18 protein-coding genes and 1 pseudogene are annotated in these 19,077 nt (G+C 33.1%); 13 read left to right on the forward strand and 6 right to left on the reverse strand.

The annotated features are described in order from the left end of the window. Positions 1-168 precede the first annotated feature (168 nt). A complete protein-coding gene (locus tag F4V44_RS12810) occupies positions 169-1,497 on the reverse strand; it encodes a hypothetical protein (RefSeq protein WP_150440423.1) in 1,329 nt (442 codons plus the stop codon). 53 nt (positions 1,498-1,550) lie between these two features. After that, positions 1,551-3,452, reverse strand: a complete 1,902-nt coding sequence (locus F4V44_RS12815; protein WP_150440424.1) for a nuclease-related domain-containing DEAD/DEAH box helicase — start codon at positions 3,450-3,452, stop codon at positions 1,551-1,553. A gap of 224 nt (positions 3,453-3,676) precedes the next feature. Between F4V44_RS12815 and F4V44_RS12820 the strand changes: the two genes are divergently transcribed. The 9 genes and pseudogenes from F4V44_RS12820 to F4V44_RS12860 all read left to right on the forward strand — a co-directional run bounded on the left by F4V44_RS12820 (position 3,677) and on the right by F4V44_RS12860 (position 11,330). After that, positions 3,677-4,282 carry a hypothetical protein gene (locus tag F4V44_RS12820; RefSeq protein WP_317978319.1) on the forward strand — a complete coding sequence of 202 codons (606 nt, stop codon included), beginning with the start codon at positions 3,677-3,679 and terminating at the stop codon, positions 4,280-4,282. Positions 4,283-4,370: 88 nt separating this feature from the next. After that, on the forward strand, positions 4,371-4,514 hold the full coding sequence (locus F4V44_RS28270) for a hypothetical protein (protein WP_317978320.1): 144 nt from the start codon (positions 4,371-4,373) through the stop codon (positions 4,512-4,514). 54 nt (positions 4,515-4,568) lie between these two features. Next, positions 4,569-5,546 carry a PDDEXK-like family protein gene (locus F4V44_RS12825; protein ID WP_150440425.1) on the forward strand — a complete coding sequence of 326 codons (978 nt, stop codon included), beginning with the start codon at positions 4,569-4,571 and terminating at the stop codon, positions 5,544-5,546. 17 nt (positions 5,547-5,563) lie between these two features. Beyond that, positions 5,564-6,391, forward strand: a complete 828-nt coding sequence (locus tag F4V44_RS12830) for an HNH endonuclease (protein ID WP_223881884.1) — start codon at positions 5,564-5,566, stop codon at positions 6,389-6,391. 101 nt (positions 6,392-6,492) lie between these two features. After that, positions 6,493-7,740, forward strand: coding sequence for a hypothetical protein (locus tag F4V44_RS12840; RefSeq protein WP_191090665.1), 1,248 nt, complete (start codon positions 6,493-6,495; stop codon positions 7,738-7,740). Between the two features lie 527 nt (positions 7,741-8,267). Beyond that, a complete protein-coding gene (locus F4V44_RS12845) occupies positions 8,268-8,597 on the forward strand; it encodes a hypothetical protein (protein ID WP_150440427.1) in 330 nt (109 codons plus the stop codon). A gap of 218 nt (positions 8,598-8,815) precedes the next feature. After that, positions 8,816-9,241: a hypothetical protein gene (locus F4V44_RS12850; protein WP_150440428.1), complete on the forward strand. Its 426-nt coding sequence runs from the start codon at positions 8,816-8,818 to the stop codon at positions 9,239-9,241. Positions 9,242-9,494: 253 nt separating this feature from the next. Continuing rightward, positions 9,495-9,596: pseudogene (locus F4V44_RS28385) on the forward strand (YHYH domain-containing protein); the annotation flags it as partial. 1,134 nt (positions 9,597-10,730) lie between these two features. Further along, positions 10,731-11,330 (forward strand): hypothetical protein, encoded by a 600-nt coding sequence (locus tag F4V44_RS12860; RefSeq protein WP_191090666.1) that lies wholly within the window; start codon positions 10,731-10,733, stop codon positions 11,328-11,330. Between the two features lie 564 nt (positions 11,331-11,894). Here the strand turns inward: F4V44_RS12860 and F4V44_RS12865 are convergent. Next, entirely contained in the window at positions 11,895-12,692 is a 798-nt protein-coding gene (locus tag F4V44_RS12865) for a hypothetical protein (RefSeq protein ID WP_150440431.1), read from the reverse strand. 464 nt (positions 12,693-13,156) lie between these two features. Between F4V44_RS12865 and F4V44_RS12870 the strand changes: the two genes are divergently transcribed. Further along, positions 13,157-13,528: a hypothetical protein gene (locus F4V44_RS12870; RefSeq protein WP_150440432.1), complete on the forward strand. Its 372-nt coding sequence runs from the start codon at positions 13,157-13,159 to the stop codon at positions 13,526-13,528. Positions 13,529-13,776: 248 nt separating this feature from the next. Here the strand turns inward: F4V44_RS12870 and F4V44_RS12875 are convergent, their stop codons facing one another. Together F4V44_RS12875 and F4V44_RS12885 are read right to left on the reverse strand one after the other, a co-directional pair. After that, entirely contained in the window at positions 13,777-14,721 is a 945-nt protein-coding gene (locus F4V44_RS12875) for a hypothetical protein (RefSeq protein WP_150440433.1), read from the reverse strand. Positions 14,722-15,086: 365 nt separating this feature from the next. Continuing rightward, positions 15,087-15,653 (reverse strand): tyrosine-type recombinase/integrase, encoded by a 567-nt coding sequence (locus tag F4V44_RS12885; protein WP_150440434.1) that lies wholly within the window; start codon positions 15,651-15,653, stop codon positions 15,087-15,089. 313 nt (positions 15,654-15,966) lie between these two features. Between F4V44_RS12885 and F4V44_RS27360 the strand changes: the two genes are divergently transcribed. Both F4V44_RS27360 and F4V44_RS12890 read left to right on the forward strand, forming a co-directional pair. Continuing rightward, on the forward strand, positions 15,967-16,140 hold the full coding sequence (locus F4V44_RS27360) for a hypothetical protein (RefSeq protein WP_191090667.1): 174 nt from the start codon (positions 15,967-15,969) through the stop codon (positions 16,138-16,140). Positions 16,141-16,270: 130 nt separating this feature from the next. Then, on the forward strand, positions 16,271-16,471 hold the full coding sequence (locus F4V44_RS12890) for a hypothetical protein (protein ID WP_150440435.1): 201 nt from the start codon (positions 16,271-16,273) through the stop codon (positions 16,469-16,471). Between the two features lie 414 nt (positions 16,472-16,885). Here F4V44_RS12890 and F4V44_RS12895 read toward each other — a convergent pair whose 3' ends face one another. After that, a complete protein-coding gene (locus F4V44_RS12895) occupies positions 16,886-17,329 on the reverse strand; it encodes a hypothetical protein (RefSeq protein WP_150440436.1) in 444 nt (147 codons plus the stop codon). 735 nt (positions 17,330-18,064) lie between these two features. On the opposite strand from F4V44_RS12895, the gene F4V44_RS12900 reads away from it, so the two are divergent. Continuing rightward, the gene (locus F4V44_RS12900; RefSeq protein ID WP_150440437.1) at positions 18,065-19,066 is read left to right on the forward strand and encodes a M48 family metalloprotease; all 1,002 of its coding nucleotides are present in this window, start codon (positions 18,065-18,067) and stop codon (positions 19,064-19,066) included. The last annotated feature ends 11 nt before the right edge of the window (positions 19,067-19,077 follow it).

Here is a 19,077-nt window from a genome sequence, read left to right on the forward strand (position 1 = left end):
CGGAGGTGCCTGGTTGTTTATATGCGTTATTTGATTACGGGCTTACTGTTTAACGGAGAAAAAATAATTGTGACTTTGCTGGATGGTACAGAAGTTGAATATGATATTGAATAAAAGGCTTGGAGATGGTAGCCTCCAAGCCTTGTGTTTTTTCTATTAAGTAAGGAATTACTGTTTATATAATTCTAGGAAAGTATTTATTGCTTCTCTAATCTCATCTCTACCAAGCTTTGCTTCCTCAATTTTAATAATGTCACTATGTGCAGATCTATTTCTGTACTTATCCTTTATTTCTTCAAGTGCATTTAAAAAGTTTAAATCAGTTATGTTTTCTTCAAAGTAATTTTGGATGAAGCTTTTAAAATCAATTAATAGGGGACTTTCTTTAGCTATATTTTTATTAAGTAAGTTCATAATAAATAGCATTGTTCCAAATTCAAAAAACCATTCATCGCTATTAGTATTGTTTATATATTTTCTCAACATCTTGGCGAATTTTTGGGTATCCTGATTATATCCCTTCTCATTTTTGGAGAATAAATCCCAGTTGAATTCTCGATTAATTATTATTTTTCTTTTTTTTATATTAAAAACATATGCCCTAAAAACCTTTTTGAGCATTTCATTTTCTAAAGTTCTACAATACTGTAATATGAAAGGGGATAAATCGACATCAGGTAATTTTGATAATTCGCCAAAAAGAAATTCTGCAGTAGGCAAGTAACTTTTACTATAAGAATCAAGCTGATCCCAGTCAAAACTAAGCCAACGTTTTACAATGGATATGTACGTATCAATTTCAATATTTTCAGATAGTAATCCATCGAGCTTATCATTAATAAGTAACATTTTCTCCTCAGTATCTAAGGCGGATATCTTAATACTATGTATCTTGTTATTAATCTCTTGCACTAGACTTAATATATTTGTAACTTTTGAGTCAATATTTTCAACTTTTATACCTAAATCAGTCAGTTTCTTAAACATACTATTACATACGTTCATTACTTGTTCTAATTTTGTATATACATTTTCAACCTCATATTGTGCTACAGATTCTTTCACAAGATAGGTATTAGTCTCTTTATAAAACCTTTCTTTTACATTAACAAATTGCGCAGTATCCCCTAAATAATCTCGATAGAACCACTGAAGGATGTTAATTAACATTGGCATACAAACATGATAGTAATCGTCTTTACCATCGATTTTATGTGCTGCATAATTTCTGTAAATTCTTATAGTATTCATCATCATGTAAATATCAGTTCGAAGATAACCTTTATTGAAACATTCATCTAGTATTTTTTTAGGAGAAATTCTATTCAAAGATAAAGGGTCTTGCAAATGCTCTTCTTTGGTTAACATAAAAATACTTATTAATTCTATTATTTGTCCAGCAGACAATGCCAATATATATTCTCCATTTGTTTTGGTAATAGAGGCAGTTCGCTCGATACAATCATCTATTTGTTCAAGCAATTTTATAGATTCCATTAGTTTTATCTCCCATCATATAAAAATGATTAATCAACACACAGGGTACATATCTAAAAAGGCAATTCCACCTCAAAGTGACCATCAAAAATAGATGACAAATGGTCATATTCAGGTAAATAGTTTAAGCATGTGAATGTATACTCTCCATTGTCAGCTCTTCCTTTTACTCGTGACATACTTATAAATAATGCATTTTGAACAGCTTCAAGTGGTGGATTTCCCATAATAATTTGCTCCCCATTATAATTAGTAGTCGGAGAGTCTAAAATAAGTAATACGTTGGGTGTTTGCCAACCTTTGAAACTATGGTAAGAAGAAACTTTTAAACGACCAGTTCCTCCCTGGAATTTCCACTTTTCTACTCTTCTACGTTCTCTGTCTTGTTGTCTATTTAAATCATAAACATGAGAAGTCTCGGCACCGAGATTATTAACATACTTTACTATTTCAGCGCCGGTATTTTCATTAGTTGTTAAAATAGTGATATCCTCTAGTTGGTTAGAACCGTATAAATGCCGAAGATGTTGCTCAATTTGTTGTAACTTTTCTAGACGGGTATGAGGGCGATAATTATGCCAAAATGTTTTTTGAAAGAAACTTTCTTGTTCTTGTTTAGCCAATAAAATATCTTCACCATCGAGTTGTAATTTCTGTCTTACTAAAGCAATTTTTTGAACTATCTTATTTGGCAATCTGTGTGTATATTTTAAGTGACCTGGCTTTCCTCTAAAACCTATATCCTTTATTTGTTCACTGTCCTCTATCCATACACCATGGCCATATAAATTTTGTGCTTTGTCATACACAATAAATAATTCCCCTCTATCGGTGAAAAAGTTCTTTAAAAAACGTATCCAATCAGCCTTGAAGTCTTGTCCCTCATCAATTAGGATATAGTCAAATTTAAGATGGGGTTTTATGGCGTGCGATTGAAAGTAATCATTTGCAGCTTTCATAAGAGTGATTTCATAACCCTCATTTTCATTCTCGTCATCAAAATTCACCTCTAATTGGTGTTCTGTTAAAAGCAATTTAAGAAAGTCATGGAAATGACTAATAGTAATGTGCGATTTTAGCTTTTTTCGTTCCCCTTGATATTTTCCTGGACCAAATTGTTGACTACAAAGATCTCTTAAATAGTGTCTTAATGTAATATTAAAACTCAAAATTAAGACTTGTTTGTCTATTTTCGCTGCTTGAGTGGCCTTTTCAGCAATTATTATTGATTTTCCTGAACCAGCGACTCCGCTCCATCTACGAATGGAACCAGGACTTAAACTTGCTAACTTTTTTTGATCACTTGTTAAAGTAAAAGGTTGCCGACGTTCATAGTTATAATCAGCATGTTGGAGTTGTAGGTTTAACTCAGATACTAAATTTTCAAGTAAACCATTCTGTGAAAAGCTTGAATAGTTTCTGGATAGCGCATAAGTATGTTCATTGTGATTTAATCGATTTTCAGAGTTTCCTATATAATCTATATCTATTTTGGTCCATACTTTTGTATGGCTATCAAAAGCATTACAATAATTCATAGCTGCATGTTTAGTTGCATAGTGAAAATAAACAATCGTTTCAATACATGAAAAATAACGAGAAAACCTTTCAGATAGATTGACACTTGAAAGCAGCTGGTAATGTAAAATGTTTTTCTTATAATATTCCACTTGATTTATAGGATTGCTTTTATAATAATTTCCATCGGTACCACGAATATAGCCATTTCTATTGTATACCTCAGAGTTTAAATTCCAGTCCTTAACTTCTATAATTAAAATACCTTTTTGAGGATTCGTTAAAACAAAATCCGGTTTCATAGAGTTAATATGGGGTTGTTCAAATACTGTCCAGCCTTCAAATCTAGTACTTGTTCTGAACATCTCTAATAAATATTTTTCTCCCTCTGTTCTTGGATCATTTGGATTAAAGTTTTCAATAATTGTTGCAGGCATTAATAACACCTCACAGTAGTATTTAGTACTTTTATCATATTACAAAAAACTTAAACATTGGGAAAAAATTAGTAATTTATTGAAAACCTATAATACATAAAATTATAATGGAGTTGATGGAGTCGAATACATAAATAAAATTGGATACTATCGTACTAGGCTTTGAAGTCAAATAAATTTATTCGGCATTTCATATTAACTATATGCAAAGCGAAGTGATTTAAATGCTTACCATTGAAGAATACGTTGCAAGGAGAAAAAAAGAAGATAAGATTGATGAATTTAATATAGATGAAAGAAATGAAAATATGAGGCTATGCGTTAATTACGTCTTTGAATATTTTAATAATTACTTAAACATTACTGAAGCAGAAGAAAAAACTGCACTAAAAGATGAGAAATTAACTAAATATCAGCAGCAGCTAAAGGAATATGATCCTGAAATAATTGACTGGTTAACAGGTATATATTCTGAATACGGTAAGCAAATAAACAAAAACATTGGAAATATATTAAAAGAAGATATGTTCTTTTGTCTATACAGCTCCGATAGGGAATTCAGATCGTTATCCTATGATTGTTATTCGAAGTTGATTAAAAAGCATCCTTTTATAAAGGATCAAACAGAGATGTTGTTTTTATTTATTAAGGATTATCACAGGGTAATGAGTCAGAGAGGAATGCAAAGTGAGGGTGTGTTCATTTCAGATGAGTTAAATGAATGGATACAAAAAACGTGGACAAAATACCAGGTTAATCTGCGTGAATTTTCGTTCCGGTGGGTGAATTACTTCTGGGACAATGACAATTTTTTGGCCAGCTTCTCATAGGAAAAAGAGTACTACTAATTATAGGAAATACGATTATGATTTTAAACAAAAAAGCAATTTGTTTAATTTAGATTCTCTTTATAGGAAAATGCCGAAAAAGTCATATACAAAAGGAAGAAAACAGGAATTTGAGATACTGATGATGTATTACTGGCTCCATGAATTAAATGGTGGTGAAGACTATTGGCAGGAATATCTTTCTAAGACATTGCCTTATTTGCAATCGGAATAAATAAAAATGGGTGATTAGCACGATTTATAATAATAAATCATTGGAGGTGAGACTTTGCCAAGTTTTAAATTACATGGGAGAGATGTTAATAGCATTTTTCAGTTGATGGGCTACAAAGAGAATGATATTAGTCATAGTACTGCCTGGGTATTAAGTAAATGTGGAGCTATGCTTGAAATTTTTATAAAGGATGTATGTGGAGTAGTTGGTTTCAACAAGGAGAACGTTGAGATATGTGTACAGGAATATGACAAAGGTTCTGGTATTACGGATATTGAGATTAGAGATGATAAAGATTTTTTCATAATAGTCGAAGCTAAGCGGGGATGGGTCCTTCCCTCAAAGGGACAGTTACTTAAGTACGCGAATCGTGATTCTTTTAAAAAGAGCTATGCTAAATACAAAGTGATTGTAACCCTTTCAGAATGTTCGAAAGAGTATGCGTATCATAATCTAGAAATAAAGGACGCGAATGGTGTTCCAATTAAGCATGTATCGTGGAAGGATGTTCATGATTTTACTGCAGCTGCTTATTCATCTTCTTCCAATTCAGAAAAAAAGCTACTAAAGGAGTTGCAAGTTTATTTAAGGGGGTTAGTGACAATGCAAAATCAAAATTCAAATGAAGTATATGTTGTATCACTTGGTTCTGGTAAACCTGATGATTGCTCATTGACTTGGATTGATATTGTGAAGAAAAAGAATAAATATTTTCATCCAATGGGTGGTAGTGGCTGGCCAAAAGAACCACCAAATTACATAGCCTTTAGGTACGATGGAAAGCTCCAATCAATACACCATATAGAAGGGTATGATGTTTCAACAAACCTTCACAATATTATAACTGAAATGCCAGATAGGGAATGGGAACCACTCTTTATTTATAACCTAGGTCCTGCAATCAAGCCATCAAAAGAAGTCAAGACGGGAAAGATTTATCCGAGCGGTCGAGTGTGGTGCCATTTAGATACACTACTTACATGTGATACTATTTCAGATGCCAGAGACCTTACGAAGAAAAGAATGGAGTAGTTTAGGAGGGATAGACTGTGAGTTTTGATACTGGGTTAAAGCATGGTGAGATAATTAATAACAATAGATTAAGAGAAATATTTAGTTGTGGCAACATGGGTGGAATGCGTAGGTCTCTAACTACAAACACACTTGTTATTATTTCTGATCATACAAAAGGATTATATGAGGATAAATGGATTGGCGATATTCTTCACTACACTGGTATGGGGAAGAAAGGTAACCAAGAGATTAATAAGAACCAAAATAGAACTCTTAGTGAATCTAATCATAACGGTGTAGATGTACATTTATTTGAAGTGTTTAAAGAGAACAATTACATATATAGAGGCAAAGTAAAATTAGTAGACGAGCCGTATCAAGAAAAACAAAAAGATGAAGATGGGTTTATAAGGGATGTTTGGATCTTTCCTCTAAAAGTGATCGATGATCAAGCTTCAAATCTGGTTGATGAAAGAATCATCAAGGATAACTACGAACAAAAGGAAAAACAAGCAAAGAGATTGTCCAATGATGAGTTACATAGAAAGGTACTAGAAAGTCAATCCTCTAAAACTAGTATAAGAAAAACGGCGACAAAAACCTATGAACGTAATGCGTATGTTAGCGAATATGGCAAGCGACGAGCGAATGGGGTTTGTCAGCTTTGTGAGGAATCTGCCCCATTTAATAATAAGAAGGGTGAGCCTTACCTTGAAACGCATCATATAGTCTGGCTTTCTCAAGGCGGTCCGGGTACGATTGAGAATACGGTTGCACTCTGTCCGAATTGTCACCGTAAGATGCATGTTTTAGATAGGGGCGAGGATAAAAGTATTTTATTAAATAAAGCAGGGGAGATATAAAAGTTGCTCATGTAGACAGTATCTCTTATTAGCACATTTCAGAATGTTTATTGATTTCCGTGTAAAATATATCTAATGAAAAGACCGAGGAGATAGTTTAAATGTCTGAAGATAAAATGATAAATAACTCAAATGAAATTAGTGAAATTGTTGTCTTTAACACTATAGGCGATGAGCTTTCTTTGGAAAAAGTAACTGATGATAAATTGGAAGCAAAGAAAAAATACAGGGAGGTCTTTGTATCTGACTTGTCATTGATGACGGGTAACATTTCACAGACGGCATTGCAAGTTGCTAATCAAGGAATGACTTTAGCCCAGATTGCTAAACAAGCACCTAATGGCTTGTTTACTGCAACTGCGAATCCGGCCAATTTGTCTAAATTTGCAAATGGAACTACATCAACAATGGTGCGAGATGCGTCGGGACGTCTAGTCGAGCACGCTGGTTTTGCTGAAGTTGGTTTAAGGGCTTCAATGATGAATCCGGCCATTTATCTATCGGCAGGAATGCAAGTAATGTCAGCTGTTTCAGGGACATATTATTTGAAGGAAATTAATGATCAAATTACAGATATGGATGCGAAATTAGATGAACTTCAAAGATTTCATCATGATACAAGTATTGGGCGTTTGATTGCAGCTAGAAAGGGCTTGTCTGAAATTGTAAATAGAGAATTTGTTGATACTACTGATTTATCTGCAATTAGGAACTATAAAAAAACTGCAGATGAAATTCATGAAGAATATATATATCGTTTAAAAAGACAAGAAAGTGAGGATAAGAAGCTTTCGGATATTAATTACACAATTTTAATTGCTTTTGAGGCCAATAAATTATCTCTGTTTGCAGAACTAATTGAGATTGGTACAAGAATGAAGATCGGTGGTCAAATTGAAATTATTAATGGACTAACAAGCCAATTAAAACAAAATTATGCTAATAGTTTTTATCATAATAATGAATTAGAAGTTGAGAAGATCTATTCAATGATACAGCAGCGGAGTAGTAATGAATTGGTTGATAAAAATATAAAATTTGAAAAATCATTAGATAAATTAACTGATAATTATATTTCTACTGGTTGGGGCATTCTACCTGAAATTGGAATCAGGATGTTTTTTGCTGGTAAAGCTAAAAGAGATGTTAATAAAGCAAAAGAAAAAGTTGAGTTAGAAAAGAAAAACTTGAGCAAAGTAAAAAAAGGTATGAAACAAAACAAGGAGAGCGATGGAATTGATAATATTATTGATGAAGTCGTTAAACTACAATATAAAGAAACAGAAATTCTGTATATTCCTACCGAAAATAACAAACAACGAGTATTTGTGCCAATTGAAGATCAGTAAAATGTTTGAGTCCCCCTGAAATTAGGGGGGTACATCATTACGCAAAAACGAATTTACGCGTTTCAGTATCATCAATCTATCAAAACACACGTGGTATGTGGAAACGTAATCTACGTTTAAGACAAAATAAAAGAGCTTGGAATTGACCCAAGCTTTATCTTTTTTAACAGACCCATTGAAGCTGATGGGTTCACATTAATTAAAAATGTGCTCTTTAGCTTTTGCATAAATTGTTGACCGGGGAACGCCCTTCATTTTTACAATATCATCAACACTTAGCCCTTTTGATTCTCTCTCAGCGTACAGTTTCAAAGCCTTCTTAACATCTTTTTCTGCCTGTCCAACAAGCCCGATGTGTTTTTCCTGGGCCTTGTACAATGGTATAGGGTTGATTCATTAAAGTGAAGATAAAAAATTGCTTAAAATACCATATATTGGACGGTATTAGCCCCTTGTTTAATTGTATGATTAACAAAGTAGCATTGTTATATCAATACTATTAAATAACTTATTGGGAGATTTTGATTATGCCAAAGACTCATGACATAGCTGTAACTCTGGACAACGAATGGCTTAATGAATTTCAACTTGAAAATGTTGTAAGAAATCCTGAAATTAATTTCGGGTTATTAATAGCAAGCAGGGAGTGTCTCAATGAGTGCCAGGTGAATCTTTTTCTGTTACAGTTTGATGAAGATGATGAAAATTATTTTATTTTGAATGAAATAACAACATTTAGTTTTCAATCTGAATCCCATCAACGTGATTTTATTAGAGCAATTCCCAATATGTCAGCTATAGATCTAATGATGTTTATTAGTACGAATGAACTCGATCCAGTAACAGCAAATAATTAAAATTGGAAAAGGCGATCTTTTAGAGGATCGTCTTTTTAATTTTTATAACTATAGGGTTGTAAGTCAACGCGAGACTTTACGTAATATTGGAATTACCTAAGATCATGATGAGGTATTATGAACTTTAAATCTTTAATAAAGGGAATATTTATTAAGTCTCGAATCTATAATTGAATATAAATTTGAAAGCAAATAATAAAAAAGGAGTCGGAAATAAAATGGAAGCAATCAGAAGATGTGTTAGGTATGCTGATTTTCCGGATACTACAAATGGATTTATTGGATTTAAGCAATTTCCTGATGACGACAGAGCTGTCCGTCCATTTATACCGAAGAAAAAAAATAGTGATCGCGGAATAGCATATGTTCAAATAGATTCCCCAGAGAAAATGAATGAAATAGCAAGACAAGTCGGTGCTAAAACAAGAGGCGAATTTATTAATGAACATGGAGAACCTTGGAAGGATGACTATGCTGAATATTTATCAGAAAAAATAGGTGATTATTTGGTAGGTTACGAAGAAAGAGGTAAAGGGTTACTAGTGCATGTATACAATGAGGAAAAGAAAATTGATCAATGGCTAGAGCTTTGGTGTCCACGTGGAGAATTTGTTATTAGGAAAAATAGTAGATATAGAAGTTAAATATAAATGAGTTATTTCTATAAGAAAGAGAAATAACACTATCCATCGCAACGCGAGATACTTTGTTATAAAGGAATAAATCAAGACAAAGTAAACAACTGTTTGAGTCGCTTAATCTGTAAGCGGCTTTTTTTATTTACACCTAGAATAAGAAACTAACTTTATATGGTAAACTTATCCTGGGGAGGGACTCGTTATGATACGAAAAATTCTCATTATATGCGGATTCATTTATTTCATTTTTCCGTCGGTGATTGCAGCGCACCCAGGTAATACTGACAGTAGCGGTGGACACACTTGTCGTACGAACTGCGACAACTGGGGCTTAGACTATGGAGAATATCATTTCCACGATAGTAGCGATGATATAATCGATTATAGTGACTCAGTTTTTGATTATGACGATGGATACGAAGAGGGCTATGATTACGCTTATGAATATACGTCCGCATGTGAAACAGACTATGACCGGGATTGGATAGGATCGCAAGCTTACGGTGAAGGCTATGAGGACGGAATTTATGACGGAAATTATGATGGATTATTAGTTTGCTATGACGATAGTTACCAAGCCGGAATGGAAGCCGGCGAAGCCGATTCTTATGAAGGTATAGTGTATACTGAGGATCAGGAAATAGAGGATTGGTATGATGAAACATCATATAGCAAAGGATACGCTGAGGGTTATGACAGGGAAGCCTATGCTGGAGCTGCCATTGATAAAGAAGAAGCAGTCGAAGTAATAAAAACGGAAGGTGGGATTGCAGACGGCAGCGAAGATGATAAGATTCAGATTACAAGTGCTATTACAATAGGTAGTATTCTTGGGATTGTCGGATTAAGTATCGCGCATGATTACTACCGAAATCGAAGGAATCGTCGAAATAATGATTAAGTGAAAAATTCCTTAAATGACAATTAGTTACCAGTGAATCAAGAGTAATTGAACCGCAGAATTATCTTGAGGTGGCATGTGTGTTTGTTTCATCAATGTTATTGCATAAGTCTAATCGTCCGTTTGACGACAAAGAATATATTACAGAATTAAAGCTAGATGGCACTAGATTAATACTTTCAAAGTTTGATAATAAAGTAAAGTTTGTATACACGACACAATGAGGTTACTTTCCAGTTTCCGAATTGCTAACGATAGATATTTCCGATGAAACGGTATTAAATGGGGAGATAGTTGTTATTGACTTTGCAAGAAAGCCGGATTTTGAGGCCGTGATGGCAGGTTCCAATCAAGGAACAAGATAACGAATGAAGGCCAATTAAGTTACGTAGTGTTTGATTTAATTCAATATAAAGGTGAGACGGTTGCCCTGCTGGTGTTATTGGAACGAAAAGATTTGATAAATGAAGTTAAAAAAGAAAGGAGGAAGTTTGACGCTCATGAAGAATTAATAATAGTGGTGAGGGAAAAGGGGCCATGCTTCGAGACGGAGATAGTTTATCACATGAAAATTTATTATCAAAGGAGCTTAAAATGAAAAAAACTACCCGTTTAACGAATTCCCCGGAAGAAACAAGAGTATTTGAACAAATGAAAGAAGCATCTGAGGAGCATATAAAAGGTGCCAATGATCCAATTGAAAAGTTATTACAAAAGCAAAAACAGTTAAAAGAACGTATAGAAACTCATGGACATGTACAAATCAAGACAAATGTTATTCAAGCAACATACGAAGAAGTTAAAAAAAGTGCCCGGGAAGATATTAAACATCTCGCTGAATATGAAATTGTGCCAAAAGAAGAATACAAGACCGGTAAGAGAAGACATATACGTCCTAGATTATGTTTTCAACAAGCATTTCGTTATGTTGCCAATAAAGCAAATATAGAAGGCATTAGATTAGTTCATGGACTCTATAAGCCATCCTCTTTTGATAATCATTGTGATCATGCTTGGGTGGAGCTACCAGATGGTACAATATTTGACGGGGTATTACAACGGTTTTACGAGAAAGAAGGATATTACAATTACTACCAGATAATTAAAAATAAAGAATACAATCATACGGAAATGTATAAGATTGGTTTAAAACACGGTGGTACATTTGGGCCGTGGTACAACGATATAGAATAATCGGATAAAATGAAAAAGACGGGAGAAAGTTTCTCCTTGTCTTTTTCATGCTTTTTATCAATAAAAATTACAGGCTGGCTTACTTAGAATTGGCTCTGCAGTACTTATTCGTAAGGATTCAAGCTATGAGGTCGGAAAGCGTAGCCAGTCATGACTTAAGGCCAGCAATATGAAGATGTATTGATGATTGGGATAAGAAAAGACGAATTGGGGCTACTGCTGAGCTTCCTGGACAGAAAACCAGCTGGGATTATGGAGTTTATGCCACCAGCTGAACGGAAGAACACGTTTCTACAGCAACTAATCATATCTGAGAATGATAAAATTATTTCTATCGAGTCGTTAAAGTGTAAGATTAAGTATAGGAATCTAACCAAAAGCAGGGTTGCTCCGGATTCCGTCATTTGTTGATTGGGGTAAGGACAGTTAAAATATCAGTGATGAAAGCTAGGACCCAGAAAATTCGCTGGGTCTTTTATACAGTTATTTTCTTCTTTTCAACGTAGATGCTAAGTGTAAATTTAACACAGACTTATCTGATATAATAAATGACCTTATTAGTTATTAATCGCTTTCTACTTTTTGGTTTAAATCTCGCATAAAACCACTTTCCAAAATGATATTAACTGCGTCACTTATTAAATAATTTTGTACAATAGTAGTCCCTTCTCCATGCTGTTCCTCATGTAATGCTGCCATTAAACTACACAGTTGCAATAATAAACATACATGGAAGGAATACAATTTAATCGATAATTCTTGATTGTATGTAGGCAGAACAGCTACTGGAATTGCTTCCTCTAACACTGTTTCACTCTTCCCATTATAAATAGGATTTAATATTTTATGGTTTGCAACATGAGAAATTTGATTAAGAAGGCCATAGTACTCAGATAGTTTCCACTTAACATTACTTACATTAGGTGTTTTATTTATCATTCTTTTCCCTTGGTTTATTTCCTCAATTGCTGCCAATGTTTCTAACTCTTGCTTTAACAAGGCTGATGCTTGTGTGTAAAGACCAGAATTAATTGTTGACTGACATAAATCTATCCCTTGAATAAAGGAAGCAACTAAAACAAGTCTATCAGAAATTGACTGGTCAGTTTTTCCTGGTTTCTGTCCCTTTTTTACTAGAGCCCAAATAACAGAAAGAGCTATTCTATGAGCTTGGTATAGTTCCCCAAAGAAGGAGTTGGATAAATTTTCATTGTATTTTGCCATATTATTCGATTTTTCATAATAATCATCAGCATCATTAAAGAAGTTTGTGAATTCTTTTAATGTTTCTGGATCAGGCCCATTATTTTGATTATTATCTTTTGTTTGATATATAGTTTTCTTCTTTTGTTTTTTCGTCATAAATTCTCTCCTTTAAAAAATTTTAAAACCGGTAATTATCATAATTATACAATTTTTTCTTTAGAAATTGATATCTTTTAAGTCATCCATGCTCTCTTAGCCATGAATCTTAACAAAATAGTACTTTAGTTAAGTAATGCAATGCATAATGAAAAGCGACACCATTTCAGGTGTGGCATTTTTGGAATTAAAATTGGATGGTGGTACTAACATTAAAAAGAGTATATCCAATATTTTGGAAACTTTATATGTTAAGCAAATATTTTTTCAAAAAAAGCCGATTTCCTGAAAAGTGAAAGGTAGGTATACGATTAAAGGGGGGATTTTGAATTGAATACATCCCCGTTAACAGAGTAAAGAAAAATTATGCAACATTACCTCTTTATTTGTCTAACGCTTATTAAAGGATAAAACAAAGACTTACAGAATTTGTATATAAATAACAAAATAGGGGGAGTAAGAATATGGAACTTGACTTATTTAAATGTGATTTTGATACGATTGAATTAACTAAGGAAAAGGTGCTTGATTTATTAACTGTTGAGTACGGATATATGATTTATCTAATGTACCAGGAATATGTAAACGAACACGATCAAGCAAGAAACAAAGCAAGAGTAGAGGCATTTAGCGAAATCTATTCCCTACTTTCAGGAGTTGACACAGAAACCGAAGATGCTGTAGTAGCTTTAGCGCGCGAGGCAGTCCACCGAAATTATATAAAAGGCTTCAAAAGTTATGAAAAAGTAATGGAGGGTCTTGAACTTGAATTTGTCAAAGGAAAATCTAAATCGAAGTTAAAAGATATATTTAGCTCTTTTCAACAAAACGAATGATTGTTCATATTATATAGAACTTTACATTAACTATTTAGTAACGGGTGAATTTGTCCCCCCGGGGGTGAACGGAAGGCCCTATACGGGCAGCTAGAAGTGATTTCAGAGGATGATAAATTTGCTTTTATAGAACCAATCCCGTGTAGGGTAAAGTACCGGAACATAACGAAAACTGGGCTGCTCAGGATTCCGTCATTTGTGGGGTGGAAATAAAATTAAAACACCTATAAATTAGATGTTTGTAAAACCTAATCTTCACCAAGAAACCCATCTTTCACAACGAATTTAAAGAAGCTCCTTCTTTCTTCTTCTGAATGTAGTGGGTATTCTATCGATTTAAATAGTGAATACTGCTTTTCTTTTGAAAAAATGTTTATATCAATTGCACTCGGATCTAATTCTACACACACGGCATTGTAATCGAACTCATAATAATAGTTGTAATCTTTATGTTCTTCGCTTGGAAAATTATATTTATAATCATTATTATATTCGGGTTTGAAATAATGTATTAATGCAGCTTCAGTGATAGCGATTATATCCTTTTTTAACGTTAAAGGTGGATCATTAGCTATTTTTAACATATGTTGATAATCTTCTTCCATGCTCTTTTGGTACTGTTTAGTAATTCCATCAAAAGAAGATAATAGGCGAGGAGTAAATTCCCATAATGTTATTGCCAAATCCAAACCAGGTTCATTGAACATTACATCAGCTTGAATCTTTTGCAATGTACTATGGGATTTCAAACGATGAAAAGCATTTCTTTCACCATTTTTCCCAAATGACCGACCTATATAAATTATTTCTGTATCCAAGTTCTTTTGAGAAAACTGCAAATAAACTGGAAGAACCCTAGCTCCTATTCCACCACCTTCTTCATCTAACATACTTAAAGTCTTTTTCGGCTTATCTAAATTATAGTTATAATCCCTATGATCCACATCTGCAAATCTTATTCTTAACTTTTCAACATTTTCTACTTCAGCTTTTTTCACTAAAACATCAATTGTAACAAAATGCTCAAATATTTCTAAAGTGTTATCAATATATGTCAATTTGGGTATTAAATTAATCATATAAATATGATAATCATGCCCATCATTAATTAGGTCTAAATCATTTGGATATGACATTGTAACATGTGAACTATAAGTGTGTAGAGCAAATTCAGCTAAATACTTCCTTTTCATTAAATACACTCCTAAAAAATTCAATAATAAAATATAAAGTAAAACCATTTAAAACAGCACAGTGTGTAATATTCGATAAAATAACACTTTTCCCTTCCAAAATCATGAAAGAAAAATAGTAATCTAAGCAATGCGTTTGTTGTATACAAAAAAACTTGGATTAGAATCCAGGCTTACTTAATTGACTTTTTTCGTAGCTATTAGCTATTTTTTTAAGCTTGTTTAGCTTTAGCATATATGGTAGATTGAGGAACACCTGTCATTTTAACAATATCATTGACGCTTAAACAGTTTTGATTCACTTTCAGCATAAAGCTTCAAAACCTTCATCACGTTCTTCTCGGCCTTTCCGGCACAATAAATCCTCACAATACAAAATCACTCAAGCTGTCCTCTATTTCCTCTTGGGTGATACCAATGTAACGTAATGTTATTTCCGGATGTGAATGGTTCAATATCGTTTGCAGCTGGGCTACGTCTTTCGTTTTCTTATAGAACCAGTACCCAAAGGTTTTTCTCATGGTGTGCGTACCGACAGAATCAATCTCTGCCATTTCTGCTGCCTTCTGCAGCTGCCGGTAGGCTTGGGTTGTAGTAATTGGCTTATGGCCTTTCCTTGACGGAAATAGCCATTCTGAATCGACGGTTTTAACATAGTTCTGGATTTCATTATAGATGTTATCCAGCTGGATTGTGCGCTTCTTTTTTGTCTTCCCCTCTTTAACGATAATCCTCTTTTTCCGTTTTAAATCGGATACTTTCAGTTCCAGCAAATCTCCGACCCGTAAACCGGTATTTATCCCAATTAGGAACATTATGTAATCCCGTTCCGAGCAGAACCGTTTCAAAGCCCATTTCATACTTTCCAGCTGTTCTTTGTCCCGGATTGGTTGAACATCTTTCTCTTGTTTGCTTGAAATTTCTTCCGTCATGTTATTTTCCCCTTAATACAAATATAGTTTCAATTAAGTTAGTAAAATCAAGGAATTGAATGTACCTTTTTTCTGGGTAATTCCATTATAAATCCAAAAACGACTAATAACAATAGAAACAGCAAAATGAATGTATGTTTTTAAATAAATTCATACATTCGTAAAAATAATAAAAACTAAGTATACAGTTTAGTTCAATACGGGATACGAAATAGAAAAATGGGGATACTTTTAAAAAAGTAGAGGCTTTAGGTATACTACCATAAGCTCTTTTTAATATTTATTATTAATTGATCTGGAGGAAATACATTATATGAGAGGGACCTATCCTTTTAAATTTAAACCTAAAGACATTAATGTTGGTAGGAGTGCGCAATCTTATGGTGCTTACTCATTAACAAATGATACAACTACTGTTCAAGTAGACTTTAATAGTGATATATCTGAACAAAAGCTTACATTTGAAATTCCAATTCAAGCCGAGTAGTTAAGAATGTTTCTTGTAATATCTAATTTCTTATTTAATTAACGAGTGCAACAATAATTTAATAAGGATTGCTGAGGAATCGTAGCTAGTATGCAGCAGCTGTAAAGTAGAAAAAAGAATGGTGGGAGTTTTGAAAATGAAAATACTAGAAAAAGATATAAGGATACAATATTTAACAGGTATAGAGCCGGATACATATGAAACAATGTGCTATGTAACAAATGACTACTGGTGGAAAGTTATCATTGAAGCATTAGAAACCCATTATTCTATGGAAGCATATCGAGTAATTGATGAAGAAGCTAATGTTCTTCACCCAATTAAAGAATAAAAAAGAGTATAAGGGTCATATAGCCATGTCCAAAAATTAATTTGTAGGCTTCAATTAATGGCACAGTACGAAAATAATACAATAAATATAAAAAAAAGGTGCCTATTCAACTAGATTCTCCTTTAGTTATTAAATAGAGCCTAATGAAAAGCGACACCGTTTAAGGTGTCGCATGTTTGCTTATAAAGGTTATTTAACCTTAGGCATAACCCGATTTTCATGATTTTTCTCCCTTTATTTATTAATATCAGTTTTGACACTGTATTGTACCTTGATTTTACAACATGCGTTAAATAGTGTTAAAACCCTTAAGTTACGACACCACATAAGGCTGTTATAGTCTGTTATAGTTTTTCAAGATATAAAAAAAGCCGAATTTCCATTGGAGAATCCGACTTTTACTCTACTACTCTATTAGTTTTTGATGGATGACATAAAATCCTTAAGATCCTTTACAAATTTCAGCAGACCTCCATTTGATTTTTCCTCTATATCCCTACGATCCTGCCTTATCTTATCTAGCCGTGCATACCATCTATCAAGTCTTTCTTGATCGTAATCTTCCTTAGCTTCTTCTTTGCTAATGAGTTCCATATAGTGTTTATGTTCCTCTTGCAGCTCTGCCCTCATGTCCTGTCTAAATGCTTTTCGCTCAGCACGATTATCCTCAAATTCCTTCATCACTCCTTCTGCGAAAGCAGGACCTACCGTTTTAGCAATCTCCGTCCCTACTACAAACGCAAAGTCTTTCACTACAGACCCCTTACTGGAAGTGGAGTTAAATTTATCCTTCTCAACTAATTCAACATTCTTCGAATTAACCTTAACTACATCTGCTTTTTCGGGTGTTTGCTTCATATTATCCTCCTCCATTACATAATTCATTAGTCTCCTCAATTCCCTTATAACAAGATTTTAATCTTCGATATCCCAAGGGTTTTCGATAGTAGCACTACTATATGGATAATTGTAGATGTAATTCATTTACATTACCATCCATAAAACATAAACTAAGTAGTCTTCTTTATGCTTTATTTTTCTTTAACAGTCTGGCACGATTGTGGAATAATGTGCCCATACCATAACTAATAAGTTAAGACACTAAAATTGAATGTTCTAATCAAAGAACACAAGTAAAATTTTGAGAAATGATAGTATGGCTAAATTGATTTGTTAAAAGTGAGTTGAAGGAGTCCAGCAATATATATAACTTTTAGTTTTTTAAAAGTTTTTTATAGGATATTGTAGAAGGAATATTACTGTATAAGAAGAATAATGAAAAAAATAAATATGGATTTTTTTTGTGAAGGGGGGCTAGAATTTGGATTGTGAACTACTTCAGAAAAAATAGTATGGTGTAAAAATTGTAAAAGATTTAGAGGTTGGTATACTAATACAAAAGCGAAGAACTGTAAATAAAAAAACTGGAATATTGAAGTAAACCAATATCGAGATAAAAATACATGGATTATTGTAGTTTGTTTAATATACGGAGCCCATAGTGCAAATCGAGCTGGTCGATTCTTTTTTAAAGAAGTGTAGCCAGGGAGTCGTTATTTAATTCATAAATACGCTTGGGGGATAAAAAATAAAATGAATAAATATGTAATGGATCAGTTTTTTGAGGATAATCCAAATAATGATAGAAATTGGTTGAAAAAGTTTACAGAAGATACTTTAAATGATGTTCCAGAGAATGTAAAGGACGTTATTATAAAGGAATTCGAGGTGCAACAAGATTTAATAGAGGAATTAGATTTATGGTACTCTAATGACGTTTTTATTCATTTATTAATGAGTAAGTTTATTGATGAGGCAGATGAGCTTACGAGAAATGAACTCAAAGAAGTTTATATAGGAAAAAAGTATAGCGATGAAGCAAATGCAACTGCACATAACCTTGATCCCAGCTACAAAGGATACTTAATTTCATTTAATTTTGAACTTGAGTATCAATTATTTAATCTATCAGAAGTGTTTGCTGCAGAAATATTACTATGTATAACCCATGAAAATATCATGAAAAATTTGATAGCAACGCTACTTGTTTCAAATATAAAAGCATTACCAAATCAAAGCAATGTAGGAATGCAAGTGCAAAAATTACTTCCAGAGCAACTATTAAAACAATATTCAGATTTAAGTATTTATGCTTATCTTGGGGCTACTGCATTTATAGTAGCACATGAGATCGGCCACCACTTCTTAAAGCATACAGATCAAAACAAAGATTCTATCCTTCCATTTAGAAGTAATAATATCAGAGGTGGGAATATTAATCATGAGTATGAGTTTGCAGCTGATGAATATGCATTAAGCTTAATGCTTAAAAGTAATGAAGAAGGGGGCTTTAAAATCGAGTATCTAGCCGGACCCCTTATAGCAATCTTAACATTAGCTCTTGAAGATGAGTGTCTCGATAAATCAAGTGATACGCACCCGTCCCTTAAAGATAGATTTTTCAATATTAAGGATAAAATAAAGAGTTATTGCAGTGAAGAAGAATACGAAACGTTATTTGCCCTAACTGACCGAATTATTAACTACATACATGAAATTAAAAATCCCTGGAATGGTAACAAATGGTGGGTATAAAATATAAAATA

This window comes from Niallia endozanthoxylica, from assembly GCF_008710145.1.
In the GTDB taxonomy this organism is placed as follows: domain Bacteria; phylum Bacillota; class Bacilli; order Bacillales; family Cytobacillaceae; genus Bacillus_BD; species Bacillus_BD endozanthoxylica.